The following is a 26,107-nucleotide window of genomic DNA, read 5'->3' on the forward strand; positions in this document are numbered from 1 at the left end:
CCAGAGCGGCATTGCCCTAGTATTTGAGCATGGCCCGTTCCGCATCCGCGTTGCTGCACCCCGTCGCTTCGGTGCGCCACTATGGTGGCGAGCACCAGGCCCATGCGCACGCCCATGCGCAGGTGCTGTATGCGCTGCACGGGCGCATGGAGCTGGAGGTGGCCGGCCGCGCCGCCTTCGTGGACACGGCCTGCGGCATGGTGGTGCCCGCGGGCACCGAGCATGGCTATCTGGCCCGCCCGGACACGCGCATCCTGGTGATCGACGTGCCGGCGCAGGCCGCGGTGGACCGCGTGCGCCGCTTCGCCGTGCCCGCGGCGGCGCGCACCGTGCCCGAGCCCGGTGGCGCGGCCGCGCGCCTGGCGCTGCTGCTGCAGGCCCCGCGCGTGCTGGCGCGCCGCGGGCTGGACCTGGCCGCCCTGTGTGCCGCCGTGGACGCGGCCCTGCACGAGGACTGGCCCACCGCCCGCATGGCGCGGCTGTTCCACCTGAGCGCGGCGCGCTTTCACGCGCGGCTGCTGGAGCTGACGGGCGACACGCCCCAGCAGTGGCTGCGCGCGCGGCGGCTGGACCTGGCCGAGCGCGCCCTGGCACGCGGCCAGTCGCTGGAGGCCACGGCCCTGCGCTGCGGCTACGCCAGCGCCAGCGCCCTGGCCTATGCGCTGCGGCGCGAGCGGGGCCTGGGGGCGCGAGCGCTGCGAATACAAGCCAAAACAGCCTCCAGCGCTTGATGGATCAGCGCAAACAGCTATCAATAATGAAGTAAAGCGCGCGGCACCACGCGCGTTGCTCGATAGTTGCCCTGCGGCGTGCGGGCACCATCGCGGGCATGAACACCGCATCGATTCGCAGCATCGCCATGGTGTTGCTGGCCGCCATGCTCTGGGGCACCACCGGCACGGCGCAAAGCCTGGCGCCCGCGGGGCTGTCGCCCTACTGGGTGGGCGCTTTGCGCCTGGTGATCGCCAGCGCCTTCTTCGCCCTGCTGGCCTGGCCCGCCTGGCGCGCGCGCCGCGGCGGCGGCCTGCGCTGGGGGCCGGTGCTGCTGGCGGGCGCCTGCGTGGCCACGTACAACCTGAGCTTCTTTGCGGGCGTGAAGTCTGCCGGCGTGGCCCTGGGCACGGCCCTGGCCATCGGTAGCGGCCCGATCTGGGCGGGCCTGCTGCAGACCGTGGCACAGCGGCGGCTGCCGGCCCCCGTATGGTGGCTGGGCACGCTGCTGGGCGTGGTGGGCGGCGCTGCCATGGCGCTGGACGGCGGCAGCACGGTGCGCGCCCCCTGGACTGGCATCGCCCTGTGCCTGCTGGCGGGGCTGGCGTACGCCATGTATGCGCTGACCAACAAGCGCCTGGTGGCGCAGGCCGGCGCGGCCGTCGTGAACCTGGCCGTGTTCGGCACGGCGGGCCTGCTGTCGCTGCCCGTGGCGTTGCTGCTGGGCGGCGCGCCCACGGTGGCGCCGGGCGCGCTGGGCATCGTGCTGTACCTGGGCCTGGTGGCCACGGGCGTGGCCTACCTGCTGTTCAGCACGGCGCTGCGCCACATCAGCGGCGCCACCGGCGTGACGCTGGCGCTGGCCGAGCCGGTGACTGCCTTTGCGTTGGCCGTGGCGGTGGTGGGCGAGTCACCTTCCGCCATGGCCTATGGCGGGCTGGCGGCGGTGTTGGCGGGCCTGTTGCTGGTGATCTGGGCGGAACTGCGCACAACCCGGCCTGCTGCGGGCGCCGCCGCTGCCTGAGCTTGCACTTGCTGGCGTTTGGTTACAGCCGGCGGTCAACCCGGCCGGGCAGGCTGCCGTTGCCTGAAAGGCCAGGGCCGGCGCATCCGCGTCGGCCGGTGCGCAAAGGACAACCCATGAACCATCGCCAGCGCGCGGTCGCGGCCCTCCTGGGCCTGGCGGCCGCCTGTGCCCAAGCCGAAGTGAACGTGAGCGTGGGCATCGGCCTTCCAGGCCCCATCTATGCCGAGCCGGCCCCGGTGTATGTGGCGCCGCCGCCCGCCTACGTCGTGCCCCGCCCCGTCTATGCGCCGCGCCCCGTGATGGTCGTGCCGCAGCCCGTGTACGCGCCCCACTGGCGCGACGACGACGATGACCACGACGAATGGAAGAAGTGGCGCAAGCGCCATCACAAGGAGCAGAAGAAGGCATACAAGCGCTGGCGCCGCGAATGGGAAGACAACGACGATTGAGCCGTGCAGGTTCCCGCTACCATCGTGGCGCTGTGCCTGCCCGCCTACATGCAGGCGGTGACGCGCGCCGCTAGGGCCTGTTCACACTATTTTTGCCAGATGCGTTGCGATCAAAAAGGGCCAGGCGCAAGGCGCCAAACGAAGCTGGGGTGCTACCCCAGCGAGGCTTGGCAACGCCGCGAATGGCCCTTTTCGATCGCAACCCGGAGGGAACGGAGTGAAAACCGCGCCATTCGTCGTTGCCCTCCTAGCCAAGGCCCCGGCCTTGGCGTCGTCACGCGCCTAGATTGGCGCGGTTTTCACGCCATTCGCACTGGCAAAAATAGTGTGAACAGGCCCTAGACTACTGCCCATGAACAGCCCCACCGTCTCTGTGCCCCCGTTGCCCGCGGATGCGGGCTGCCGTTGCTGCGCCGCGCGGGGCGGCACCTGGCAGGCGCGCCGCGCCTTCGTGCTGGCGGCGGCTGGCACGCTCGTGCTGCCGGCCGCGGCGCAGGTGGAGGTGGGGTCGGCCTCGGGCATGCGCCGGCTGGTGCCGGCCGAGGCGCTGGAAGACTCCGCTGTCCAGCAGTACAGCCAGTTGCTGGCGCAGGCCAAGGCCAAGCGCGCACTGGCGCCGGACAACCACCCCCAGCTGCTCAAGCTGCGCGCGATCGCGCGGCAGATCATTCCGTACGCCGCGCAGTGGAACAGCCGCGCCGCGCAGTGGCGCTGGGAGGTCAACCTGATCGGCAGCAAGCAGATCAACGCCTTCTGCATGCCCGGCGGCAAGATCGCGTTCTACACGGGCATTCTGGACCAGCTCAAGCTGACCGACGACGAGATCGCCATGGTCATGGGCCATGAGATGGCCCACGCGCTGCGCGAGCATGCGCGCTCGCGCTTGGCCAAGAGCCAGGCCACCAGCATCGGCCTGTCGCTGGGCGCGCAGCTGCTGGGCCTGGGCGACCTGGGCAATGCAGCCGCCAACCTGGGGGCGCAGCTGCTCACGCTCAAGTTCAGCCGCTCCGACGAGATCGACGCGGACCTGGTCGGCCTGGAGTTGGCCGCCCGCGCGGGCTACAACCCCCAGGCCGCCGTGAGCCTGTGGCGCAAGATGGGCGAGGCCACGGGCAACGGCGGCATCGCGTTCCTGTCCACCCACCCGTCGGGGCCCGACCGTATCCGCGAGCTGGAGCAGAACGTGCCCAAGGTGCAGGGGCTGTACCAGGCATCGCGACGCGGGTAATGCTATTGAGAATATAGCTGCTGGCGCTTATGGAATAAGCGCTGGAGCTTGTTTTTATTCGGATTCTTTCTTGCGCACGGGCGCGGACCAGACGCTGTCTCTTGGCCCGCTGCGCACGCGCCGCGCCGTGGCGCGCGCCATCCACGCCAGCGCCAGTGCCCCCGCGAGCGCAGTGAGGTCCACGCCCAGCAGCGCGCCATCCGCCCAGGCACCGGCGCCTGGTGCCAACCAGCCCAGCAGGCTGGAGGCGGGGATGGCCAGCGTGCAGGCCACCGCCAGCCACAGCAGCGGCGCGGCCGCGCGCGCCGCGCCACGAAAGAAGGCCCAGACCACGCTGGCGAAAAACACCGCGTAATAAATGCCCACGTGCCAGGCGGCCATGTCCTGCACGCGCCCCGGCAGCCACTTGGCCGCGGCCAGGGTCAGCGACAGGCCGGCCACGCAGCCGATGCACACGCCCACCGTGGCGGCGGCCATCAGGGCCGTGTCGCGCCGCTGCACGGGCAGGGCGCCGCTGGTGCCCACGCCCTTGCGCTGGGCCTTGCGCCGTGTCTCGACCCACAGCAAATTGCCGCTGTAGAACAGCCATGCGCCCGCCAGCCCCAGCAGGAAGTACAGCCACAGCACGGCCGTGCCACCGAACGAGGCCATGTGCAGCGCGAAGAAGCTGCTGATGAACAGGTTGGGCGTGCTCTGCGCGCCCGGGAGGTAGTCGGCCGACAGGAGCTTGCCGCTGTACGGATCGATCGCGGCAAACCCGCCCATGGCGCGCGGCGCGATGTCCTGGGGGTGTTTGCCCCAGACACGCACCAGGGGCCGCGGGCCCGTCACTTGCGCGTAGTGCAGGGCAGTGGGCTCGAAGCCCGGCGCCGCTTGCCTGGCGATACGCACGAGCTGCGATGGCAGGAGCATGTCGGCGGGGTCGCGCGCGGACGCGGCGCCGGGCAGCGCCGGGGGCCTGGCGGAGGACTGCGACCACCGGCCCTGGTGCAGCAGCCCGTCCTGCAGGGCATAGATCTGGTCGTGGTAGGCGAACACCACGGCGCTCAGTGCCATGACCATGTGAAACGGCAGGCTGACGATGCCCACCACGTTGTGCGCGTCCAGCCACATGCGCTTGGTGTTCTTGCCCACGCGCAGTGCGAAGAAATCCTTGGCCAGCGAGGGCAGCAGCACCACGACGCCGGAGACCAGCGCCACGAAGTACAGCGCCGAGACCGCCCCCATGACCCAGCGGTTCGGGTCCGAATCCACGGGCAGGCCGACGACGCGGTGCAGCACGTCGATGAACTCCACCAGCCGTGATGGCGGTCGTTCGCGCACCTGCACGCTGCCGTCCGCGCCCAGCGTGGCGGAGTAGTGGCGGGCGGCGCCTTCGTCGTGGTCGTCGGCGCCGGGCGCGCGCACCTGCCATTCCAGGCGCGGAATGGCGCCATCGCCCTGCAGCGTGAGCACCGTGGCGCGCACGGAGGGGGGCACGGTGGCCAGGGTTTGCGCGATGAGCGGCTGCGCCTCGTCCATCGGCACGGGCTGCATGCGGGCCGCGGGTGGCGTGGACCAGTGGCGCAAGGGCTCCTTGAACACCGTGAGCGCCCCGGCGTAGAACGCGATGAACAGTGCCAGGCCGCTCAGGATGCCCGTCCAGGTATGAACGGACTTGTAGATGCGAACGTGGTCGGCCCTCATGCCGCACCCCCTTGCCGCAACAGCCACCACAGGCCCAGGCCCACGGCATTGGCGCCCAGCAGCCAGGCCCAGGCGTGCCGGCCGCTTCTGAAGAAATACACGCCGGACAGCACGCCCAGCCACACCGGGGGCACCAGCCACATGGCGAGCTGCCCGCCCACCGCAAGCGGCATGCCGCGCAGTTGCGTCATCAGCAGGGCTGAGGCGGTGAGGGCCAGGCAAAGGCCCAGCACCAAGCCGGCCAGGGTTTTGGAGACCCAGTCGGGCCGGATGGGGTCATGGCGTGCGGCGGGCATGGATCAGTGCTCCTGCATAGGGCAGTACGGCGAGCGCCAGCATCAGCGTGGTGCCCAGGACGAAGGCGGCGGCCAGGCGGTGCAGGTCCTGCACCAGCGCCAGCCAGGCGAGCAGCAGCAGCGCCGCGCCCGCGATGCGTGCGGGCCGGCGAGGCCAGGGCGCCGCCCACAGGCGCTGGTGGGGCGAGGCCGCGTAGAGGCACAAGCAGGCCAGCGTGCTGGTGGCCAGGCCGAGGAGGGTGAAGACGGGCATGGCGTGCGTCGGGCATTGGGCAGCGGTCCCGGCCGCATGCATGCGGCCGGCGGGGCGCGCTGAGCCTCGTCAGAACGAGACCGTTGCGGACACCTTGAAGGTGCGTGGTGCGCCAGGCATCACGAAGCCATCGCCGAACGTGCCGATCCAGTAGTTCTTGTCGGTCACGTTCTCCACGCTGGCGTTGAAGCGCACGGGGGTGGCGCCGAAAGTGGCGGCGTAGCTGGCGTTCAGGTCCAGGCGCTTCCACGACGGTACGCGGATGCGGTTGCCGGAGTCGGCCCATTGTGAGCCGGTGTGGATCACGCGGCCCCCCACCTTCAGGCCCTGCACAGGGGTCTGCCAGTCGGCGCCGATGCGCAGCCGCCATTCCGGCACGCCAAAGGTTTCCCGGCCGGTGTTGCGCTGCTCGGACTCGATGCGCGTGATACCGCCCAGCAGCGACAGGTTCTCGGTCAGCATGCCGTACAGGCTCCACTCCAGGCCGCGCAGGCGCTGCTCGCCGTCCTCCACCAGGGCGGCGGGGGCAACGCCGGTGAACGAGGGGCGCTTGATCTGGTAGGCGCTGAAGGTGTGCGTCAGCGCACCCGTTTGCAGCTTCACGCCGAGCTCCGCCTGCTTGGTGACGCGGGGGGCGAGCGATTCGCCCGCGTTGGCATAGCCCACGCCCACGGTCTGGCCGGGCTCCAGCCCCTCGGTGTAGTTGCCGAACAGGGCAATATCGTCACCCCAGGGGCGCACGACGGCGGCCACCATGGGCGAGAAGCGGCTCTTGCTGTAGTCGCTGGCCACGCCGTTTACCAGCGGTGTCTTCACCGTCTGGTGGCGCCCGCCCACGGTCAGCAGCACCTTCTCGCCAGCGAAGGCGAGGGTGTCGGCCACGGCCAGCGAGCGGAACTCGGTTTCGGTGGTGTAGCCCTTCCACACCGGCGCCGCCGGGAAGCTGGGGACCACCGGCTCGTACATGTTCGTGGTGTAGCAGTAGTTGCAGGCCGTGTTCACGCTCCCTTCCTTGTGCTTGAGGAGATTGGCGGACAACTGCAAGCGGTGGCGGACAGCGCCCGTCTCGAAATTGCCGATCACCCCGGCCTCGGCCGTGCGGCGCTCGGACTGGGTGTGCACGCGGTAGATCGCGCCGCGTGTGGTGCCGTCCGCGCCGGTGACGAAGGCGCGGGTGCCGAACAGCAAGCCCTTGCCCTCGGCTTCGGAGCCGCCCAGCGCGAAGTAACCCTGCCAGTCCTGTGTGAAGTCGAACTCCGCGCGGGCCAGCGCACCGCTGTTGTCGTACTTGCCATGGGTGCCACGGAACATGTTGGTGTCACCGGAGGGCGCCTCCAGCAGGTAGCCTACGCCGCGGATCGACGCATTGCCCAGGAAGTTGAAGATGCCGGGGCTGCCGTTGTCGATCTTGTTGACACTGTTGTACAGGTCCAGCGAGAAGCGGGAGCGGTCGCCCAGGTAGTCCAGTCCCAGCGCGCCGACGCGGCGGGTCTGGCTCTCGTCCTTGGCGCCCATCTCGCCATCGCCGTAAACACCATTGAAGCGCACGCCCAGGCGCTTTTCATCACCGAAGCGTTTGCCCACGTCGGCGTGGGCCTGGAAGTAGGAGTGCGTGCCATAAGTCAGCGTCAGGTCCGCAATGGGTTGGGCCAGCGCACGCTTGGTCACCATGTTCACGGTGCCTGCCACGCTGGACAGGGGCGGCATGCCGGAGAGCAGCACGTTCGGCCCGCGCAGCACCTCCACGCGCTCGAACATTTCGATCGGCACCGAGTTGGACGGCGCGATGCCGTACAGGCCATTGGTGGCGATGTCCATCGCGTTCATGTCCAGGCCGCGCAGGTTGAAGTTCTGCAGCATGTGGTTCTTGTTGGTGGTGAAGACCACGGCCGCGTCGTTCTCCAGCACGTCCTGCAGAGTGAGGGCCGACCAGTCCTCGGCGAGTTCGCGGGTGTAGGCGTTGACGTGCACGGGCGCCTCCATGATGGAGGTGGCCCCCAGGATGCCCAGGCGCGCGCCCGAGGCGGCCTTGTGGCCGGGCGCACGCACGGGCAGGTCCTCGCGCTCGTATTTGCTGCGCACGGTGACTTGCGGCAGGGCGGCGGCCTCACCTGCGGCGGGCGCTGCCGTCTGGGCCAGGGCCGCCGAGCCGGCCCCGGTTGCCAGCAGCGCCAGCGCGATGGAATGGAGCCGCGGTTGGCGGATCGAAGGGTTCTGCATAGTTCTATCCTCAAGCACAAAAAAATGATGTCTGGTGGATGGGCGCTACGGCGTGCCGTCGGCTGCAGGTGTGCATGCGTGCCACTGCACCGCCAGCGGGTGCTTGCGCGAGAACAACTTCACGTGCTCGTCGATGGCGAAGCGCACGCGCGCCAACTGCTGCGCGTCCTGCGCACGGCATGCGAAGTGCAGCGCGGTGTCGTCGGCGTGCATGTCGCACAGGCCCCAGGGGAACTCGGCGTGGCCCTCGTGCTCGTCATAGCGCACGGCGATCTTTCGACTGAAGTGGTGGCACAGGCGCTGCAGCCAGCGGCTGGCCTCGGGGGTGCGCACATGGCCGCGGGCGTGGATCATGGGACGTCGTGTGTGGGGGAGATCGCTTCGTCGGCCAGCACCAGGGGGTGGCCCAGGCTGCAGCGTTCCACGCGCGCGCGCACGCCGTAGGCGGCTTGCAGCAGCGGGGGCGTGAGGACCTCGGCCGGGCGGCCGGCGGCGAGGAGGCGGTTGTGCGGGTGGCCCTGGCCCAGCACCACGATGTGGTCGCAAAAACGCAAGGCCAGGTTCAGATCGTGCACTGCGATCACGGCGAGCGTTCGCCCTTCGGCAACCAGGGCGCGCACGGCGTGCAGCACCCTTAGTTGCCAACGCAGGTCGAGCGCGCTGGTGGGCTCGTCCAGCAGCATCAGGCGCGGCGCACGCACCAGCACCTGGGCCAGACCGACCATCTGACGCTGCCCGCCGGAGAGTTCGGCCAGGGGGCGCAGGGCCAGCGCATCGAGTTCCAGCGCGGCGAACACGCCGGCGATGGCGGCCTCGGCTGGTTCGCGGCCCAGTTCGGGGCGGCTCGCGCGCAGCGCGCTCAGCATGGCCTCGTAGGCCACGAGCGAGGTGGCCTGGGGCAGTGCCTGGGGCAGGTAGCCCACGCGGCGCAGGCGTGCGCGCGGGGGCAGGGTGGCGAGGTCGGTGCCGTCCAGCAGCACCTGCCCGCGTGCCGGCCGCAGCCCGGCGATCGCCTTGAGCAGCGTGGACTTGCCCACGGCGTTCGGGCCGACGAGCGCCACGAGCGCGCCTGGGGCGACGCATTCCAGGTCCAGCCCTTCGAATAGGGGCCGGCGCGGGTAGCCCACACTCAGGCGGCGCAGTTCCAGCCCCGCGCTCATGCGCCCCTCCGGCGGCACAGCACCAGGGCCAGGAACATCGGCACGCCCACCAGCGCGGTGATGATGCCGATGGGCAGGACCACGCCGGGCACCAGCACCTTGCTGAGGATGGAGGCGCCCGAGAGCATGAGCGCGCCCGCAAGCGCAGCCCCCGGCAGGTAGTAGCGGTGGTCCTCGCCCAGCAGCAACCGCGCGATGTGCGGCCCCACCAGGCCCACGAAGCCAATCGTTCCCACGAACGAGAGCGCCGTGGCTGCGAGCAGGCTCACGCGCAACAACGTAATGAGGCGCAGCCGCTCGACCGCGATGCCGAAGCTGCGGGCCTGGTCTTCGCCAGCGCGCAGCGCGGTGAGCGGCCAGGCATTCCTGGCGGACCAGACCGCGCACAGCAACAGCACGGCGGCCACGAGGGCGATCTTGTCCCAGGTAGCGCGCGCGAGACTGCCCATGGTCCAGAAAACGATCTGCTGCAGCGCATTGCTGTCGGCGATGAACTGCATGAGCCACAGCAGTGCCTCGAAGCTGAACAGCAGTGCGATGCCGAACAGCACCACCGTGTCCACCGTGGCGCCGTAGCGCCACGCGAGCAGCTGGATCAGCAGCGTGGCCGCCGCCGCGCAGACGAAGGCTGAGAGCGGCACGGCCAGGTTCTCGCCGAAGGCCATGAGTGTGAAGCCGCCCACGACGGCGATGGATGCGCCGACGGCCGCTGCTGCCGACAGGCCCAGCGTGAAGGGGCTGGCCAGCGGGTTGTTGAGTGCGGTCTGCATCTCAGCGCCCGCCAGGCCCAGGGACGCGCCCACCAGCAATGCCATCACCGCGTAAGGCAGGCGCACCTCCCAGAGGATCACGCGCTGCTCCAGGGACAGGCTGCCGGGTTGCAGCAGCCCGGCCGCTACGTCGGTGAACGGCAGGCCGGAAGGGCCGGTGGCGAGATCGAGCGCGAGCGTGAGGCAGAGCACCACGGTCATGGCTGCCAGCAGCCACAGGCGCAGCGCGGCAAAGCGGCGATAGCGCGCGGCCAGCGCGGTCATGCGCCGTCTCCGATGGCGAGCGCCAGCGCCTGCTGCACGGCGGGCGCCATGCTGTCCCCATGGCCGGCGCCGGGGAAAGACAGGAAGCGCCAGTCCAGTCCCGGCGTACCGCGCAGGCCGTCGAGCAGCGTGTGCAGGTGCTCGGCGCTGCGCCGCTCGCGTGCGATGGCGGCGCGGGCGGGGTCGGCGAGCCGCTGTGCCTCGCGCTCGCCCAGGGTGACGAGCAGGCGGACAGGGGCCGCATCGCCGCGGCGTGTGGCGCGAAAGCCTGCCTGTTCCTGCAGGATGAAGCCGTCGCGCCACCACACGGACGGGCTTGCGGCCACGTAGTTCTGAAAGCCACCGGGCCGTGTGAACAGCGCGTGCAACACGCACAGGCCACCATAGGAATGGCCGAAGAGGGTCTGCCGCGCCATGTCAGTGCGCACGGCCTGCTCCACCTGCGGACGCACCGTGGCGTCGAGGAAATCGAGGAGGGCGTCGGCTCCGCCCTCGCGGCGGCCGCGCATGTCCGTTGCAGGGCCGGGTGCGGATGGCGTGTAGTCGTAGGTGCGCGCGTCCAGGTCCAGCACCCGGTCGCCGGCATAGCCCAGGCCCACCACCACGGCGCCCTGCGCCGGGGTGCCGGGGCCGCGCGCGAAGCGATTGCGCATGAGTTGCGCGGCAAGCGCGAACACCAGGTCGCCATCCAGCACGTAGAGCACGGGCCAACCCTGCGGGGGCGGAGCCGCGGGCGGCACCGCCAGCATGATGCGGTGCGTGTGGTCGCCGGAGGCGACGTCGATGCAGCGCGTGCCCGGCAGCGCGACGGGGGCGCCTGCTCCAGCGTCAGCCGTGCGCAGCCGGGCAGGGCCGATAGGGCGCCCAGGCCCAGCAGCGTGCGGCGGGTGTAGGTGAGCGAGACGGAAGCACTTGCGCCCGGGGCTGTGGCGTGCGTTTCTGGGAGCTGCGCGGCAAGGCTCATGGCGTGAGCGCCGTCCAGTAGACGCCTTCCAGTGCAATCGGCTGGAAACGCGCGTACATCGTCTGCAGCGTGGCACGCGGGTCGAGGTCGGCGAACAGCGTGGGGTGCAGCCACTGGGCGAACACCTGCACGGCCACCACGTTGAACGGCGAGTTGTAGAAGTGGTGCCACATGGCGTAGGCGCGGCCTTCCCGGACGGCCTGCAACTGCGCGATGCCGCGGCGCTGCATGGCGCGCGCGAGCGAGGCACGCGCTGCCTCGGGCGTGGCGTCGGCGCCGAGTACGACGCGCAGCGGCGTTTGCCGGGCCGCGGCCAGCGTGCCGATGCCCGTGCCGATGTACACGCGCGGCTGTCGCGCGATCAGGAACTCGGGGTTCAACGTGCCGAATTCTCCCGGCACCAGTCCGCGGGCTACGTTGTGTGCGCCGGCCGCGTCCAGCAGTTTGCCGACCAGGCCCACCATGGTGTCGCAGCAGCCTTCGGACAGGCCCACGCGGTTTTCCAGGAACACCGTGGGGGCAGTGGGACGTGCCTGGGCGAGGCGGTCGGTGACCACCGCGAGCTGTGTGCGCCAGAATTGCACGAACGCTTCGGCCTCGCGCTTGTTGCCCAGCACTTCGCCCAGCAGCAGCATGCTGCGTGGTGTGTTGGCAAGGGGCTCGTGACGCAGGTCGATGAACACCACCGCGATACCCGCGGCTTCCAGGCGCGCCAGGGTCTCGCGGTCGCGCTCGCTGGGGCCGTGGCCGCCCGCGAGCCCCAAGATCGCCACCTGCGGCCGCAGTGCGATGGCTTGCTCGTCGCTGAAACTGCCGCTGCTCGTGCGGCCCACGCGGGGTACCTGGTCGATCTGCGGGAAGCGGCGCTTCCATTGCGCGTAGCCGACCTCGTCAAGCTTCTCGAACTCCCCCATCATGCCGACCAGCCGGCGCAGGGGGTTGTCCTTGTCGAATACGGCCAGTGCGGGCAGCAGGCGCCCTTCGCCGAGCAGAATGCGTTCGACCTTGGCGGGTATGCGCACCGTGCGGCCCGCAAGGTCGGTCACCGTCAAGGTGCTCTGGGCATGGGCCGCGAAGAGAGCGCACAGCGAAATCAATGCGCTGGTGAGCATCCAGCGCAGGCAGCGGAAAGGGGAAGGCATGTTGCGGAGATCCAAGGCAGCGATCAGCAGTGCTGCGGGTTGCGAATCGCTAATTTTATTGAGAATGATTTGCATTGGCGAATTGAGACTGCTAGCATCCCACATGCCGCCGTTGCCTTTGTTTGCCGCGCCAACAAAGATGTTTGCTTGCCCTGGGGTTCGGTGCGCTTTACCGTCGTCTTTTTCCTTCGAGGCTCGCAGTTCGCCATGCACGGCCATTTCCCATGCTCACCGTCCGCCAGCGCCTCCCCTTGCTGCGTTGTGACGCCCGGCAATCCGCCCGCCGAGCCTGCGCTGCGCGATCACCTGGCGCGCCTGCGCGAGTTGCGGCCAGGCCTGCTGCTGCACTGGGAGGATGCGCCGGAGGCGGGGGATCTCACTGTGCAGGCCGAGATCGAAGCGGGTCTGCGCATCGTGCTGCTGCTCGAAGGCGCGGTGGATGTCTCCTATGGCGCCCGACGCGTGGCGCTGGCCAGCGCACGCGGCGGGGCCAGCGCCGTGCTGGTGGCGGTGGCCGAGCAGGAGCAGCTCACGCGTCGCACGCGACGGGGCGTGTATTCGCGCCGGGTCAATCTGGGCCTGGGGCATAACTGGCTGGCGCAATGCGGCGCGTTTCCAGGCGTGCTGGACGACTTCATGCACCGACATCTCGAGACGCGGCCCTGGCAGGTGTCGCCGCGCGCCGTGGCGATCGCCGAGCAGATCGTGCATCCGCCGCAGTTGGAGCCGCTGTTGCAGAGCATCTACCTGGAGAGCCGCGCGCTGGAACTGGCGGGCGAGGCGCTGGGCACGCTCCATCAGCACCCCACTGCACCGCCGGCGCCTGCACCGGCCGCGCTGCGTCCGCGCGAACACCAGCGCCTGCGCGAACTGCATGCATTCCTGGGCTCGGGCCAGGCCGACGGCCTGTCGCTCGACGAGATTGCGCGCCACGCGGGCGTGAACGCCAACACGCTGCAGCGACAGTTCCGCGCCGTCTACGGCACCACCGTGTTCGACCATCTGCGCGATTGCCGCCTGCAGCGCGCACGCCATGCGCTGGAGCATGAGGGTCTCACCGTGGGACAGGCGGCGGGGGTGGCGGGCTACACCAGTGCGGCTAACTTCGCCACCGCGTACCGGCGGCGCTTTGGCCACCCTCCTAAGCTGGCCCGCTCGCGGGTGTAGCCAATGGGCGCCATCACGACACCAGCGCCTGCTTGGCGCCGCTGGCGTAGGTCTAGCGGGCCGCTCGACACCAAGGCGCAGGCTATCTATGAGTCAAAAGTGCTTGCAACACTTATAGGACAAGCGCTATAAGCTACAAAATAAATAGCAAAATCACGTGTTACCCACATAAGGATTGCTGCGGCGCTCGCGCCCGAAGGTGCTCTCCGGCCCGTGCCCAGGGATGAACACCGTCTGGTCGCCCATGGGCCACAGGCGCTGGGTGATGCTGTCGATCAGTTGCTGGTGGTTGCCGCCAGGAAAGTCCGTGCGGCCGATGCTGCCCGCGAACAATACGTCGCCCACGAAGGCGCGGTCGATCTGCGGTGCATGGAACACCACGTGGCCGGGCGTGTGGCCGGGGCAGTGGCGCACGTGCAATGTTTCGCGGCCGATGGTGACCGTGTCGCCGTCCTGCAGCCAGCGCGTGGGCGTGAACTGCCGCGCGGGCGGAAAGCCGAACATGGCGCTTTGCTGCGGCAACGCATCGATCCAGTACTGGTCGCCCGTATGCGGTCCGATGATGGGCAGGGACAGCCGCTCGGCCAGCTCGCCCGTACCACCGGCGTGGTCGATGTGCGCGTGCGTGAGCCAGATGGCCTTCAGTTGCAGTCCTTGGCGCTGCGCTTCTGCCACCAGGGCATCCAGGTCGCCCCCGGGGTCGATGACCGCGGCGTCCATCGTTTCATCGCACCAGACGATGGAGCTGTTTTGCTGGAACGCGGTGACGGGGAGGGTGCGGTAGTGAAGCATCCGTCCATTGTCGCGGCACGCCGCTGGGGTCACAAAAAGTGCCCCGCACAAAGCGGGGCACACTTGCTTGTGGCTGGGACGGCGCGCGGTGCTTAAAGCACCGATGAACAAGTCCCGCGCGTGGCGCGCATCCTTGTTGGGGCGGTCTGCGGTGCTGCAGGTCCTCGCAATGGCGACAGCCATCGCGGCGGTTGCGCCTTGCAGCCCCTCAGGGCGCGTGCCATCGCGGCGACCGGTGCGGCGTCGCCTCAGCGGTTGTCGTTCTTGTGGCTCTGGCTGCCTGCGCGTGCGTGTTGCTCGCTGGTGCCGCCACGGGTGCTGCCCGATGGGGAGTTGTCGGAATCGCAGGCATTCCTGGAGCCGCCTGACGAGGCGTTCGAGCCCTGCCCGCCATGGCTCTTGGAGCCTGCATCGCGTGCCTCCTGCGAATTGAACTCGTGGGCATTGCCCGACGCATGCGAGGCGCGGCCGCCTTCGGCAGCGATCTCGCGCTGACGGTCCTTGTCCATCGACGCGAAGCCGCGGCCCGAAGACTGGTTTTGCTGGGTGTCGCGGTTGTTGCTATCGCGATTGTTGTCCTGTGGATTGGTGTTGGCCATGTGAACGCTCCTGTTGGGTTGAGAAAGTGCACGAACAAGAATTGCTGCGTGTGGATCACTTTCTGACCCGCAATGGGACGCTGCCGTGGTCCGGGGCCTACGTCTCCGTAGGACCGCCTTGTCAAAGGCCGTGTGAGCGATCTTGGAGGCCCGCGGCCGCCCTGGCGGCGGAGCGGCGCACCGCCAACGCGCCCGCCGCCAGGCCCAGGGCGAACATGGCGTACACGCCGGCAAGGGCGAGCCGCGAAAGGTGGTGCTCGAAACCTGGAGTCAGCCGCTCGGGCGTGTACTGAAAGTCCACCACGCAGGCGATGGCGCTGGTCGCCGCCGCGCCGGCCAGCACCACAGCCGGCTGCTGCGCGCGAGGCGAGCGCCCCCGGACTGCGGCATGCAGTCCCGCCCACCACACCGATGCGCAGTGGTGGATGAAAAACCCCAACAGCGTGTGACGGCCGCTGATGCCCCGCTGGAACAGGGCGCGCCGGCCCCAGCGCCAGTGGCTGACGGCGTTGAGCGGTGCGGCGGCGCTGCGCACCTCCCGGTGCCCGGCCCATCCCAGCGCCAGCGCAGACAGCACGCTGGCGCAGCTGCCGGCCACCCACGCTTCGCGCAGGACACTCTGGCGGTGTGACCGGTGGTGGGCTTGTGGGTTGTGCGGGACTGATGGCATGGGCAACTCCTGGGGTGGGGCAACCGACCCAGTGTGGGTCCTGCAGCCCGACGGCGATGTAGGAAGACCGCCGACAGCTGCCGGTTGCAAGTGCGTATGCGCGACCTGGCCCTGGAGGCGATGCAGCACCGCAGGGGCACACCGTGCGCATTCCGCGGGCTGCCTATAGCCTGGGCGGTGCTGGGGTGCCGGCATCTCTGGCATTCGTGGCGATCTTCTGGCTGATGGCGGCCAACCCATCGCCGTAGGCGGCCGGCCGCTCGGTGCCTTCAGCGCTTGCCTATGGCTTAACCCGGTATCGCTTCCGGCACGGTTGCAAGGGATAAAACGCAGTATCGCCGCCGCGCAACGTACCTCGTTCATCTGCATGACTTGCCGCGCGCACTTGGACGCGCGCGGGCTGCCGCTGCCTGCTACCGGCCCGCTTGATGGTGGGAGCGGGAGGTGGCCGCTTCAGTCGGCGGCCAGTCCCACCGCGCCCAGGCGGCGCGCAATGGCCTCGCGCACGTTGCGCACGTGCTGCATGCCGGCTGCGTCGGCCGCGGCGGCGTCGCCCGCCAGGACGGCGTCGCACATCGCCTGGTAGTCGCGCATGCGCACCTGCTGCAGCGTGGCGGGGCGGTGCTGTGCGTACACGATCGGCATGTGGATGGAGGGCAGCAGGCGGCGCAGTTCGCGGCTGCCGCTGGCGGCCAGCAGCGCGCGGTACATGCCGCGGCGCGCGCTGGCGAAGGCGTCGGCGTCCTGGCTGCGGTCGGCCTCATGCAGCTGCGCCAGGGCTGCCTGGATGGGCGCTGTGGGTGCACCGTGGGCGATGCCGCGCGCCGCGCTGCGCGCGAGCAGGCCGGTCATGCGCTCGGCCACGTCGAGCACCTCCAGCGTTTCCTGGGGCGAGAGGGTGCGTATGGCCGCCCCCTTGTTGCGAAACAGGTCCACCAGTCCCTGGGCGGCCAGGCGCTGAAGCGCCTCGCGCACCGAGTTGCGGCTCACGCCGAACTGCGCGGCCAGGTCCACCTCCACCAGCCGCTGGCCGGGCACGAAGCGCTGCTGCGCCAGCCCCTGCACGATGCCGTGGAACACCGCGTCGGCGGCGCTCTGCGGGTTGTCGGCCCCGGTATCGGGCGAATCGGGTAAGGGCTGGGCGATGGAGGGCATGAGCGGGCGAGGAGATTGCGCGCAAACGTTAGCACAACGGCAGGGGTATTGTTTTCAAAATTGTTCAACAATATCATCCGCAATATGCCAGGTGTTCTGGTTGACCTTCTACGAGGCCCGCATGGACTTTTCTCTCTCCCCTGAACTGCGCGCATTGCGCGACAAGGTGCGGCAATTCATCGCCGAACAGGTGATCCCCCTGGAAAACGACGAGCGCCAGTCCCACCACGGCCCGAGCGAGGCGTTGCGTGACGAGCTGGTGGCGCGCGGCAAGGCGGCAGGGCTGCTCACGCCCCATGCGTCGCGCGCCATGGGTGGCATGGGCCTCACGCATGTGGAAAAGGCCGTGGTGTTCGAGGAGGCCGGCTACTCCTGGCTGGGCCCCACGGCACTCAACATTCACGCGCCCGACGAGGGCAACATCCACCTGATGGAAGAGGTGGCTACGCCCGCGCAGAAGGAGCGCTGGCTGCGCGGCCAGGTGGCCGGCGACTGGCGCTCGTGCTTCGCCATGACCGAGCCCGCGCCCGGCGCGGGGGCGGACCCGTCCATGCTGGACACCACGGCCGTGCGGGATGGCGACGACTACGTGATCAACGGCCGCAAGTGGTTCATCACCGGCGCAGAAGGCGCGCACTACGCCATCGTCATGGCGCGCATGGAGGACGGTTCGGCCACCATGTTCCTGACCGACATGGACAAGCCCGGCATCGTGCTGGAGCGCAACATGGACGCCATGGATGCCTGCTTCACCGGCGGGCACGGTGTGCTGCGTTTCGACAACCTGCGCGTGCCCGCGGCGGATGTGTTGGGCGAGGTGGGCAAGGGCTTTCGCTACGCCCAGGTGCGCCTGGCGCCCGCGCGCCTCACGCACTGCATGCGCTGGCTGGGCCAGGCGCGCCGCGCGCACGATACGGCCCTGGAATACGCGCGCAAGCGCCACGCCTTCGGCAAGCCGCTGGCCGAGCACGAAGGCGTGGGCTACATGCTGGCCGACAACGACATGGACCTGCACACCGCGCGCCTGCACATCTGGCACACCGCATGGATGCTGGACCAAGGCGAGAAGTGCAACTTCGAATCGAGCCGCGCCAAGGTGGTGTGTTCCGAGGCCGAGTGGCGCGTGGTGGACCGCAGCGTGCAGATCCTGGGCGGGCAGGGCGTGACGGGCGAGACGCCGGTGATGCGCATCTTCACCGACATGCGGGCCTTTCGCATCTACGACGGCCCGAGCGAGGTGCACCGCTGGAGCATGGCGCGCAAGCTCGTGCACATGGCCGAGAAGGCCGCCGCAGCCAAGGAGGTGGCATGAGCGATGCATTGACGCCCTTTCGCCTGGACGGCCGCGTGGTGCTGGTCACCGGCGCATCGAGTGGCCTGGGCCAGCATTTCGCGCGGCTGTTGGCTTCGGTGGGCGCTCGCATAGCCGTCGCCGCGCGCCGGGCCGACAAGCTGCAGGGCGTGGTGGATGACATCGCCGCCGCGGGCGGCGAGGCGCGGGCGTTCACGCTGGACGTGACGGATGCCGCCAGCGTGCGCGCGTGCCTGGACGCCGTGGGCGCCTGGGGCGTGCCCGATGTGGTCATCAACAACGCGGGCGTCACGGTGACGCGCCCGCTGCTGGAGCAGACCGAAGAAGACTTCGACCAGGTGCTGGACACCAACCTCAAGGGCTGCTGGCTTGTCGCCACCGAGGCGGCGCGCCGCATGGTGGCCGCGGGCAAGGGCGGCGCGATCGTCAATGTGGCTTCCATCCTGGGCGAGCGCGTGGCGGGCGGCGTGGCGCCGTATGCAATCTCCAAGGCCGGCGTGGTCCAGGCCACCAAGGCCATGGCGCTGGAGCTGGCGCGCCACCGCATCCGCGTGAACGCGCTGCTGCCCGGCTACGTGGTGACCGACCTGAACCGCGACTTCCTCACCAGCGAGGCGGGCGACAAGCTGCGCAGCCGCATCCCCAGCCGGCGCTTTGGCGAGCTGACGGACCTGGACGGGCCGCTGCTGTTGCTGGCGTCCGACGCCGGCGCCGCCATGTCGGGCGCCACGGTGGCGGTCGACGGCGCGCACCTGGTGAGTTCGCTATGAGCGGCGCGTCCACTTCTTTGCCGCTGGACGCGCTGGGCGACTACCTGCGCGCGCAGGGCCTGGCGGGCACGGGGCCGCTCGCGGTCACGGTACTGGCGGGCGGGCAGTCCAACCCCACCTTTCGCATCACCACGGCGGAAGGCCGCAACTACGTGCTGCGCAAGAAGCCCCCGGGGGCGCTGATCGCATCGGCCCACGCCATCGACCGCGAGTACCGCGTGATGCGCGCGCTGCAGGACACGGCCGTGCCCGTGCCGCGCATGCTGGCCTATTGCGACGATGCGGCGCTGCTGGGCACGCCGTTCTACGTGATGGAGTTTCTGCAGGGCCGCGTGCTCATGGACCAGTCGCTGCCCGGCATGGACCCGGCCCAGCGCACCGCCATCTACCGCGAGATGAACCGCGTGATTGCCGCGCTGCACGCCGTGGACTACGCCGCCGTGGGCCTGGCCGACTACGGCAAACCTGGCAACTACGTGGGCCGCCAGGTCGCGCGCTGGTCGCGCCAGTGCCGCGAGGCCACGGTGCCCGTCACGCCGGCGATGGAGCGGCTCATGGACTGGTTGCCCCAGCAGCTGCCGCAGGACGACGAGACCACGCTGGTGCATGGCGACTACCGCCTGGACAACCTCGTGTTCCACCCCAGCGAGCCGCGCGTGATCGGCGTGCTGGACTGGGAACTGTCCACGCTGGGCCACCCGCTGGCCGACCTGGCCTACCAGTGCATGGCCTGGCGCATCCCGCCCACCCTGTGGCGCGGCATCGGCGGGCTCGATCTCGCGGCGCTGGGCATCCCTCAGGAAAGCGAGTACGTGGGCTGGTACGAGCAGGCCACCGGACGCCAGGCGGCGGAGCACTGGGATTTCTACCTGGCCTACAACCTGTTCCGCATGGCGGCCATCCTGCACGGCATCGCCCAGCGGGCGCAGGACGGCAATGCCGCGGCCGCCGATGCGGTGGAGACGGGCGCCAAGGCCGGACCGCTGGCCGAACTGGGCTGGGAGGCGGCGCAGCGCTACATGGCCGGGCGCCAGTAAGCAGGTCGCTATGAAAATAGCAGCTGTTCGCGCTGGATATGTAAGCTTCTCCATGCGAAAACGCACGGAAAACGCCGAACACCCGGCGCGAATAGCTCCTGAATTCAGAGCGACAGTTCGTACCCGACGGTGATGGGCGCGTGGTCGCTGAACTTCTGCGCCTTGTAGATTTCCTCGGTACGCGCGAGCGCCGCGATGGCGGGCGTCGCCAGGTGGTAGTCCAGGCGCCACCCCACGTTGTTGGCATAGGCCTGGCCGCGGTTGCTCCACCACGTGTAGCAAGCGTCCGTGGTCTCCGGCTGTAACTGACGGTAAACGTCCACCAGCCCGCCCGTGGGGTCAGAGATGTGCAACAACTTTGTCATCCAGGCGCGCTCCTCGGGTAAAAAGCCGCTGTTCTTCTGGTTGCTGCGCCAGTTCTTCAGGTCGATCTGCTGGTGGGCAATGTTGATGTCGCCGCACAGGATGAACTCCCGCTCGGCCTTCAGCCGCATGAGGTGCGGATGGAATTCCTCCAGGAAGCGGAACTTGGCCAACTGGCGCTCCTCGCCCGAGGAGCCGCTGGGGAAGTAGGCGCTGATGATGGACAGGCGCCGCGCGGGCGTGTCAAAGCGCAGTTCCACGTAGCGCCCCTCGGTGTCGAACTCGCTGGAGCCGTAGCCGATGACCACGTCGCTGGGCTCGTGGCGCGCATAGATGCCCACGCCGGAGTAGCCCTTCTTCACCGCAAAATGAAAGTAGCCCTTCAGGCCGGCCAGTTCCTCGAAACGCCCCTGCATGTCCGCAGACTGGGCCTTGATTTCCTGTACGCAAATACAATCCGGCCGGCTTTGGGCAATCCATGCCTCGACCCCTTTGGACGTGGCCGAGCGGATGCCGTTGAGGTTGAGACTGGTTAATTTGAACAAGGATGCATCCATGGTGACAGACAGCGCGCAGACGGTGGAACAAGGGGCGAGCCAAGCCCGCCTGGCGCAGGATTTCGTGCGGTTTGCTGTGGATTCAGGGGTGCTGCGCTTTGGTGAATTCAAGACCAAGGCAGGCCGCATGAGCCCGTATTTCTTCAACGCCGGTCTGTTCGACGACGGCGCCAAGCTCGGGCGGCTGGCGCAATTCTATGCACAAGCCCTGCTGGCCAGCGGCGTCGAGTTCGACATGGTCTTCGGCCCCGCCTACAAAGGCATTCCGCTGGCCGCCACGGTGGCCGTGGAGCTGGCGCGCCTGGGCAAGAACGTCCCCTTTGCCTACAACCGCAAAGAGGCCAAGGACCATGGCGAGGGCGGCACGCTGGTGGGCGCGCCGCTGCAGGGCAAGGTGCTCATCATCGACGACGTGATGAGCGCCGGCACCGCCGCGCGCGAGTCCATCGCGCTGATCCGCGCCGCGGGTGCCACGCCGCATGCGATTGCGATTGCCCTCGACCGCCAGGAGAAGGCCACCGAGAATGGGCAGGACGTGGACCACAGCGCCGTGCAGTACGTGCGCCGTGAACTGGGCATGCAGGTTTGCGCTATCGCCAAGCTGGCAGACTTATTGCAATACCTATCGGCGGGTGGCGGCGATACGCAGATGCGCGAGCACCACGAGCGGGTGCTGGCCTATCGCCAGCGCTACGGCGTGAACGACTGAAAACAACGGCAGCAGCCAGGAGGGCAGGGGTTTTGAAAGCAGGCACACGACACGCGGGCTGGTTCATGGCAGGAGCAACCGCCGCAGCGCTGGGCCTGTTGACCCCGGTCGCCTGGGCGCAGCCGAAGCCGCCGCAAGAGGTGTACACCTGTATCGACAAAACCGGCAGGCGCATCACCGCCGACCGTCCCATCGCCGACTGCGTGGACCGTGAGCAGCGCATCCTGGACCACACCGGTGCCGAACGGCGCCGCATCGGCCCCACGCTGACCGAACACGAGCGCGCCGCGTTGGAAGTGCAGCGCCGCAAGGAGGCGCAGGAGCGCGCGCGCATTGCCGAAGAGCGCCGCCGCGAGCGCGTGCTGATGGCGCGCTACCCCGACGAGGCGGCCCACCAGGTTGAGCGCGAGGCCGCCCTCGTGCAGGTGGACGAGGTCATGGCCGTAGCACGCAAGCGCATCCAGGAACTGCAGGTCGAGCGCAAGCGCATTGACGGCGAGATGGAGTTCTACCGCCGCGACCCGCTCAAGGCGCCGATGAAGCTGCAGCGCCAGATCGCCGAGAACGATGAGGCCGTGGCCGAGCAGCAGCGCTTCTTGACCGCGCAGGACCAGGAAAAGCGCCGCATCCACCAGCGCTTCGACGCCGAACTGGCCCAGCTGCGCCAGTTATGGGCGGCCCAGCGCGCGGCGGCGTCGCAACTGGTGCCGCCGCAGTCCACGCTCGTATCGCCCGGCGCCTCGCGCTGAGACGGCACACAAAAAAAGGCTCCAACGGGAGCTAGCCGTTCTGTTAAAGTGTTGCTAAGAAAGCTGTAATGGCTCAAAATTCCGCCCTAGTCAACGACTAGGGCGTTTCTTTGTCCAAGGAAAAATCTCATCCAACTTCAGTAAAGCCGACTAAGTGGCCGCCTAGATTTCCGCCGGCCGCGGCGGGTATTCAAGTCAATCACTGCAAGAACCCCAAGTGCGGTAACTTCGGCGTACCGCCCAAGCTTGCGGTTGCCCGAGGCGGGGCCGGTACTCCAGCTTCTTCCGTTGGCCCAGGCGACTACACCGTGGTCGCTACCGGTAAGGACCAGCCGGCACTGAAGTGCCGCCTGTGCGAGGAAATCACCCCTATGCAGAGCAACTTGGCGATTGCCGAGGAGCTTATGCGCATGTCGGAGTACCTTGAACCAGTACTCCCGCAGTGTCCGAACGAGGCCTGCTCTCTATCGGAGGGGGCGCCATCCCTTGAGAATGTGACTCGCTTCGGCACCAACGCCCACGGAACTCCCCGGTTCAAGTGTGTCGGCTGCAAGAAGGCGTTCTCCTTCGGCGGCCGGTCAACCAAGCGCCAACGTCGCAGTCACTCCAATCGCGATATCTTGGTGCATCTGATGAACGCCATGCCGCTGCGGCGCATCATCAAGGTCCTCGATATCTCCCCCAGCCAGCTATACGACCGCATCGACTTCCTCTATGAGCAGGCCCAGATGTTCGCCGGCGAGCGTGAGCGAACCCTCATGGGACGCGACGACCTAGGCTCAAGATATCTGTCGGTTGACCGGCAAAAGCTGGTGGTGAACTGGCACTCTAAGAAGGTGCGAAAGAACACACTTTTGCTGTCCATTGCAACGGCCGACCAGGCTACGGGCTATGTGTTCGGGGTCAACGTCAACTTTGACCCTGCGCTGGACTCTGCTGACGTAGAGAAGGACATGGTTCGCTTTGGCGACCATGCACTTGCCAGAGCGTTTCGCCGCTACGCGAGAGTCTGGCTACCGGCTGATTGGAATGCTGCGGCTGAGAGGGCGGCGCCTCGCGGAGGTACCTCCCGAAAGCCTATGGAATCGGTCATCGAAGAGACGTACGACGCAGCCTTAGGTCGCCCCGATATAGAAGATGGTGAAGGCCCCGCGAACTCATCCCGTGCCCCCGTAAAGGGCATGCTGCTGCATGAGCAAGTGGTGATGTACGCCCACATCCAGCTTGTCACTCGACTGCTCTGCCGTGCCAAGAAGATTCGCTTCTTCACAGACCAGGAGTCGGGCATACGTGCGGCCATTCTGACGGCCGTGCCGAAAAGGGTTCTGGACCGGACGGCTGACGCTTTCTATGTCAAGGTGCTCAAAGATATGTCAGTGGACATGAAGCGCGCGCTGGTTGGTGCAACCAAGCGGCGTCTGGCGCGCTTAGCGGAGAAATACGGGGTAACCCCTGAGGCTGCAGAACTTCTGGCTGCCGAGGAAGAACTGGCGCGCATGGTTGCCATCGGCAAGTGGGGGGACCGCTGGTTCCGCCATCCCATATCGGAGATGCGTGAGCCTGAGAAATCCGTTTGCTGGCTGACCGATATCGACCCGGTCGAAACCGAACCGGACAAGCGTCGGCTCCAGCTTAGCCACCAGGCGCTACTGCACCTGAAAGCCACCCTTACCGCTGTCGACCGCTTCTTTATGCAGGTCCGGCGAGGCCTCACGCTGGCAGAACGCGCGGTGGCCAGCGCCAACACCGACCGACGTCTCTGGTTCGGGAAGAGCGCCTACAACCCCGAAGTCCTGGTGAAGGTGCTCGGCATCTTCCGGACGTACTTCAACTACTGCGAGGTTGGCCGGGACGGGAAAACGCCGGCAATGCGGCTGGGGCTGGCGCGCGGACCCATAGCGCCCGAAGACATCATCTATTTCACTCCCGAACCGCCCGAAAGACGCCGCGCGCCTGCCGCTCGGTCGCTCAAGCCCTCCGGCCCCGTGGCTCACGCAAGCGAGTCACTTGCCGCGTAGGACCCGTAGTTCGAGGTGAGCTTGGTCCGCAGTCAGGGAGCTCACTCGCACTTGGTAGACAGAGAGGGGGGCTCCCGATTCAGGCCCCGAGGACTCTTCCCATTCGGCTACACCCCCTTCACCCTCGCCGCTCACCGAGGAAAGGTACGGGCTCCGCCCTGTGCAGGCCAGCACTACTGCCGGGGCTAGGGTCATCCGCGGCAGAATACCGGTTGGTTTGACCCAATTTGTTACTTCAGCGCCTCTGATAAGGACACGACAAGGCTGGCTGCCATTGTCTCGCCAAGCCTCAACGCTCAGAGAGACAGTCCGATTGCCGTATGCCACGGGAGTGCTGCCCCTGAAGTCCGGAGCGGGCTCGTCGTTGCAGGCAGTGAGGAAGCTGGCGGCACACACGAGCGCGACGCCTAGGGAAAGGGGCTTGAAATTCAGCATGTCCCTTATAGCGACCAAAGAAACGAAGCCCCTCGTGCCGAAGCAGAGGGGCTTGAATCAAGGGCTTAGCAACACCTTAACGGAACGGCTAGCCAACGGGAGCCTTCTTTTTTGATAGCTGCCAGCGCCTGACTGGCCAGCGTTTCAGGCCAATTTGGCCTTCAGCAAGTCGTTGACCTGCTGGGGGTTCGCCTTGCCCTTGCTGGCCTTCATCACCTGGCCTACGAGGGCGTTGAAGGCCTTGTCCTTGCCGGCCTTGTACTGTTTCACGTTGGCGGCGTTGGCGGCAATCACCTCGTCGATGATCTTCTCCAGCGCGCCGGAGTCGTTCATCTGCTTGAGGCCCTTGGCCTCGATCACGGCGTCCACGTCATGGCCTTCGCCGCTCCACAAGGCTTCGAATACCTGGCGAGCAGCGTTGTTGCTGATGGTGCCGTCGTTGATGCGGCCGATGAGCGCCGCCAGTTGGGCGCTGTGCACCTTGGCCTGCTCCACACCGATCTCCTCGGCATTCAGGCGGCGCGAGATCTCGCCCATCACCCAGTTGGAGGCGAGCTTGGGCTGGCCGCAGCCCTTGGCGGCGTCCTCGAAATAGGCCGCCATGGCCTGGCTCTGCGTGAGCGTGGTGGCGTCGTACTCGGGCAGGCCGTACTGCTGCACGAAACGCGCGGCCATCGCGCGCGGCAGCTCGGGCATCTGGGCCTTGATGTCATCGATCCACGGCGCGGCGATGCGCAGCGGCGGCAGGTCGGGGTCGGGAAAGTAGCGGTAGTCGGCCGCGTCTTCCTTGGTGCGCATGGCGCGCGTCTCGCCCGTGTCGGGGTCGAACAGCACGGTGGCCTGCTGGATCGCGCGGCCATCCTCGATCTCCTCGATCTGCCAGCGGATCTCGTAGTCGATCGCCTGCTGCATGCTCTTGAAGCTGTTGAGGTTCTTGATCTCACGGCGCGTGCCCAGGGGCTGGCCGGGCTTGCGCACCGAGACGTTGGCGTCGCAGCGGAAGCTGCCTTCCTGCATGTTGCCGTCGCAGATGCCGATCCAGGTCACGATCTTGTGCAGTTCCTTGGCGTAGGCCACGGCTTCTTCGCTGCTGCGGATGTCGGGCTCGGTCACGATCTCCAGCAGCGGCGTGCCCGCGCGGTTCAGGTCGATGCCCGACTGGCCCCCTCCACCCAATGAGGAGTCCTCGTGCAGCGATTTGCCCGCGTCTTCCTCCAGGTGGGCGCGCACCAGGCGTACGGTCTTCTTCTCATCGCCCAGATAGAAGGAGACTTCGCCGCCTTGCACCACCGGGATCTCGAACTGGCTGATCTGGTAGCCCTTGGGCAGATCTGGGTAGAAGTAGTTCTTGCGCGCAAAAATGCTCTCTGGCGCAATGTGGGAGCCAAGGGCCAGTCCCAATTTGATAGCGCAGGCGACGGCCTCGCGGTTCATCACCGGCAGGGTGCCGGGCAGCGCCAGGTCCACGGCGCAGGCCTGGGTGTTGGGCTCGGCGCCAAAGGCGGTGCTGGCGCGGCTGAAGATCTTGCTGCGGGTGGCGAGCTGGGTGTGGGTCTCGAAGCCGATGACGACTTCGTAGCCCTGGATGAGTTTCGCGGTCATGG

Annotated in this window: 26 protein-coding genes; 11 read left to right on the forward strand and 15 right to left on the reverse strand. The window is 68.1% G+C overall.

What is annotated here, in order from left to right; all coding sequences use genetic code 11:
• Positions 1–29 precede the first annotated feature (29 nt).
• From MRB47_RS01105 to MRB47_RS01120, 4 genes are all read left to right on the forward strand, one after another.
• Positions 30–731 (forward strand): helix-turn-helix transcriptional regulator, encoded by a 702-nt coding sequence (locus MRB47_RS01105; RefSeq protein ID WP_252101671.1) that lies wholly within the window; start codon positions 30–32, stop codon positions 729–731.
• Positions 732–829: 98 nt separating this feature from the next.
• Positions 830–1,735: a DMT family transporter gene (locus MRB47_RS01110; protein WP_252101672.1), complete on the forward strand. Its 906-nt coding sequence runs from the start codon at positions 830–832 to the stop codon at positions 1,733–1,735.
• 116 nt (positions 1,736–1,851) lie between these two features.
• Complete coding sequence (locus MRB47_RS01115; RefSeq protein ID WP_012655318.1) at positions 1,852–2,187, forward strand: hypothetical protein; 336 nt, start codon at positions 1,852–1,854, stop codon at positions 2,185–2,187.
• 352 nt (positions 2,188–2,539) lie between these two features.
• On the forward strand, positions 2,540–3,415 hold the full coding sequence (locus MRB47_RS01120; protein ID WP_252101673.1) for a M48 family metallopeptidase: 876 nt from the start codon (positions 2,540–2,542) through the stop codon (positions 3,413–3,415).
• Between the two features lie 54 nt (positions 3,416–3,469).
• Here MRB47_RS01120 and MRB47_RS01125 read toward each other — a convergent pair whose 3' ends face one another.
• The 9 genes from MRB47_RS01125 to MRB47_RS01165 form a co-directional block, all read right to left on the reverse strand.
• Entirely contained in the window at positions 3,470–5,101 is a 1,632-nt protein-coding gene (locus MRB47_RS01125; RefSeq protein ID WP_252101674.1) for a PepSY-associated TM helix domain-containing protein, read from the reverse strand.
• A complete protein-coding gene (locus MRB47_RS01130) occupies positions 5,098–5,397 on the reverse strand; it encodes a hypothetical protein (protein ID WP_252101675.1) in 300 nt (99 codons plus the stop codon). The genes MRB47_RS01125 and MRB47_RS01130 overlap by 4 nt, the downstream gene beginning before the upstream one ends.
• Complete coding sequence (locus MRB47_RS01135; RefSeq protein WP_088887867.1) at positions 5,378–5,650, reverse strand: hypothetical protein; 273 nt, start codon at positions 5,648–5,650, stop codon at positions 5,378–5,380. The genes MRB47_RS01130 and MRB47_RS01135 overlap by 20 nt, the downstream gene beginning before the upstream one ends.
• Before the next feature lie 69 nt (positions 5,651–5,719).
• On the reverse strand, positions 5,720–7,870 hold the full coding sequence (locus MRB47_RS01140; protein WP_252101676.1) for a TonB-dependent receptor: 2,151 nt from the start codon (positions 7,868–7,870) through the stop codon (positions 5,720–5,722).
• Positions 7,871–7,915: 45 nt separating this feature from the next.
• On the reverse strand, positions 7,916–8,224 hold the full coding sequence (locus MRB47_RS01145) for a DUF2218 domain-containing protein (protein ID WP_123675293.1): 309 nt from the start codon (positions 8,222–8,224) through the stop codon (positions 7,916–7,918).
• Positions 8,221–9,030, reverse strand: a complete 810-nt coding sequence (locus MRB47_RS01150; protein WP_252101677.1) for an ABC transporter ATP-binding protein — start codon at positions 9,028–9,030, stop codon at positions 8,221–8,223. Before MRB47_RS01150 ends, MRB47_RS01145 begins: the two co-directional genes overlap by 4 nt.
• Entirely contained in the window at positions 9,027–10,064 is a 1,038-nt protein-coding gene (locus MRB47_RS01155; RefSeq protein WP_252101678.1) for a FecCD family ABC transporter permease, read from the reverse strand. Before MRB47_RS01155 ends, MRB47_RS01150 begins: the two co-directional genes overlap by 4 nt.
• Entirely contained in the window at positions 10,061–10,813 is a 753-nt protein-coding gene (locus tag MRB47_RS01160; RefSeq protein WP_252101679.1) for an alpha/beta hydrolase, read from the reverse strand. The genes MRB47_RS01155 and MRB47_RS01160 overlap by 4 nt, the downstream gene beginning before the upstream one ends.
• 211 nt (positions 10,814–11,024) lie before the next feature.
• Positions 11,025–12,170: an ABC transporter substrate-binding protein gene (locus tag MRB47_RS01165; RefSeq protein WP_411275720.1), complete on the reverse strand. Its 1,146-nt coding sequence runs from the start codon at positions 12,168–12,170 to the stop codon at positions 11,025–11,027.
• Between the two features lie 207 nt (positions 12,171–12,377).
• Here MRB47_RS01165 and MRB47_RS01170 point away from each other — a divergent pair, with 207 nt between their 5' ends.
• The gene (locus tag MRB47_RS01170) at positions 12,378–13,337 is read left to right on the forward strand and encodes a helix-turn-helix transcriptional regulator (RefSeq protein ID WP_252101680.1); all 960 of its coding nucleotides are present in this window, start codon (positions 12,378–12,380) and stop codon (positions 13,335–13,337) included.
• Between the two features lie 153 nt (positions 13,338–13,490).
• Here MRB47_RS01170 and MRB47_RS01175 read toward each other — a convergent pair whose 3' ends face one another.
• From MRB47_RS01175 to MRB47_RS01190, 4 genes are all read right to left on the reverse strand, one after another.
• Positions 13,491–14,129, reverse strand: a complete 639-nt coding sequence (locus MRB47_RS01175; RefSeq protein WP_252101681.1) for an MBL fold metallo-hydrolase — start codon at positions 14,127–14,129, stop codon at positions 13,491–13,493.
• A gap of 248 nt (positions 14,130–14,377) precedes the next feature.
• A complete protein-coding gene (locus MRB47_RS01180) occupies positions 14,378–14,728 on the reverse strand; it encodes a KGG domain-containing protein (RefSeq protein WP_252101682.1) in 351 nt (116 codons plus the stop codon).
• 121 nt (positions 14,729–14,849) lie between these two features.
• Entirely contained in the window at positions 14,850–15,398 is a 549-nt protein-coding gene (locus tag MRB47_RS01185) for a hypothetical protein (RefSeq protein WP_252101683.1), read from the reverse strand.
• 453 nt (positions 15,399–15,851) lie between these two features.
• Entirely contained in the window at positions 15,852–16,553 is a 702-nt protein-coding gene (locus MRB47_RS01190) for a GntR family transcriptional regulator (RefSeq protein ID WP_252101684.1), read from the reverse strand.
• A gap of 121 nt (positions 16,554–16,674) precedes the next feature.
• On the opposite strand from MRB47_RS01190, the gene MRB47_RS01195 reads away from it, so the two are divergent.
• The 3 genes from MRB47_RS01195 to MRB47_RS01205 are packed head-to-tail and all read left to right on the forward strand — an operon-like array spanning position 16,675 to position 19,672.
• Positions 16,675–17,865 (forward strand): acyl-CoA dehydrogenase family protein, encoded by a 1,191-nt coding sequence (locus MRB47_RS01195; protein ID WP_252101685.1) that lies wholly within the window; start codon positions 16,675–16,677, stop codon positions 17,863–17,865.
• Entirely contained in the window at positions 17,862–18,635 is a 774-nt protein-coding gene (locus tag MRB47_RS01200; RefSeq protein ID WP_103736829.1) for an SDR family NAD(P)-dependent oxidoreductase, read from the forward strand. The genes MRB47_RS01195 and MRB47_RS01200 overlap by 4 nt, the downstream gene beginning before the upstream one ends.
• Positions 18,632–19,672: a phosphotransferase gene (locus MRB47_RS01205; RefSeq protein ID WP_252101686.1), complete on the forward strand. Its 1,041-nt coding sequence runs from the start codon at positions 18,632–18,634 to the stop codon at positions 19,670–19,672. Before MRB47_RS01200 ends, MRB47_RS01205 begins: the two co-directional genes overlap by 4 nt.
• Before the next feature lie 104 nt (positions 19,673–19,776).
• Here the strand turns inward: MRB47_RS01205 and MRB47_RS01210 are convergent, their stop codons facing one another.
• Positions 19,777–20,580: an exodeoxyribonuclease III gene (locus tag MRB47_RS01210; RefSeq protein ID WP_252102573.1), complete on the reverse strand. Its 804-nt coding sequence runs from the start codon at positions 20,578–20,580 to the stop codon at positions 19,777–19,779.
• 10 nt (positions 20,581–20,590) lie between these two features.
• Here MRB47_RS01210 and pyrE point away from each other — a divergent pair, with 10 nt between their 5' ends.
• The 3 genes from pyrE (at position 20,591) to MRB47_RS01225 (ending at position 24,068) form a co-directional block, all read left to right on the forward strand.
• A complete protein-coding gene (pyrE, locus tag MRB47_RS01215; RefSeq protein WP_012655328.1) occupies positions 20,591–21,301 on the forward strand; it encodes an orotate phosphoribosyltransferase in 711 nt (236 codons plus the stop codon).
• A 65-nt stretch (positions 21,302–21,366) separates the two neighbouring features.
• Positions 21,367–22,050, forward strand: coding sequence for a DUF4124 domain-containing protein (locus tag MRB47_RS01220; RefSeq protein WP_252101687.1), 684 nt, complete (start codon positions 21,367–21,369; stop codon positions 22,048–22,050).
• 110 nt (positions 22,051–22,160) lie between these two features.
• Positions 22,161–24,068, forward strand: coding sequence for a hypothetical protein (locus MRB47_RS01225; protein ID WP_252100595.1), 1,908 nt, complete (start codon positions 22,161–22,163; stop codon positions 24,066–24,068).
• A 579-nt stretch (positions 24,069–24,647) separates the two neighbouring features.
• Here the strand turns inward: MRB47_RS01225 and gatB are convergent.
• Positions 24,648–26,105 carry an Asp-tRNA(Asn)/Glu-tRNA(Gln) amidotransferase subunit GatB gene (gene gatB, locus MRB47_RS01230; protein WP_252101688.1) on the reverse strand — a complete coding sequence of 486 codons (1,458 nt, stop codon included), beginning with the start codon at positions 26,103–26,105 and terminating at the stop codon, positions 24,648–24,650.
• Positions 26,106–26,107: the final 2 nt, after the last annotated feature.

Source organism: Diaphorobacter sp. LI3 (genome assembly GCF_022807955.1).
Taxonomy (GTDB): domain Bacteria; phylum Pseudomonadota; class Gammaproteobacteria; order Burkholderiales; family Burkholderiaceae_C; genus Diaphorobacter; species Diaphorobacter nitroreducens.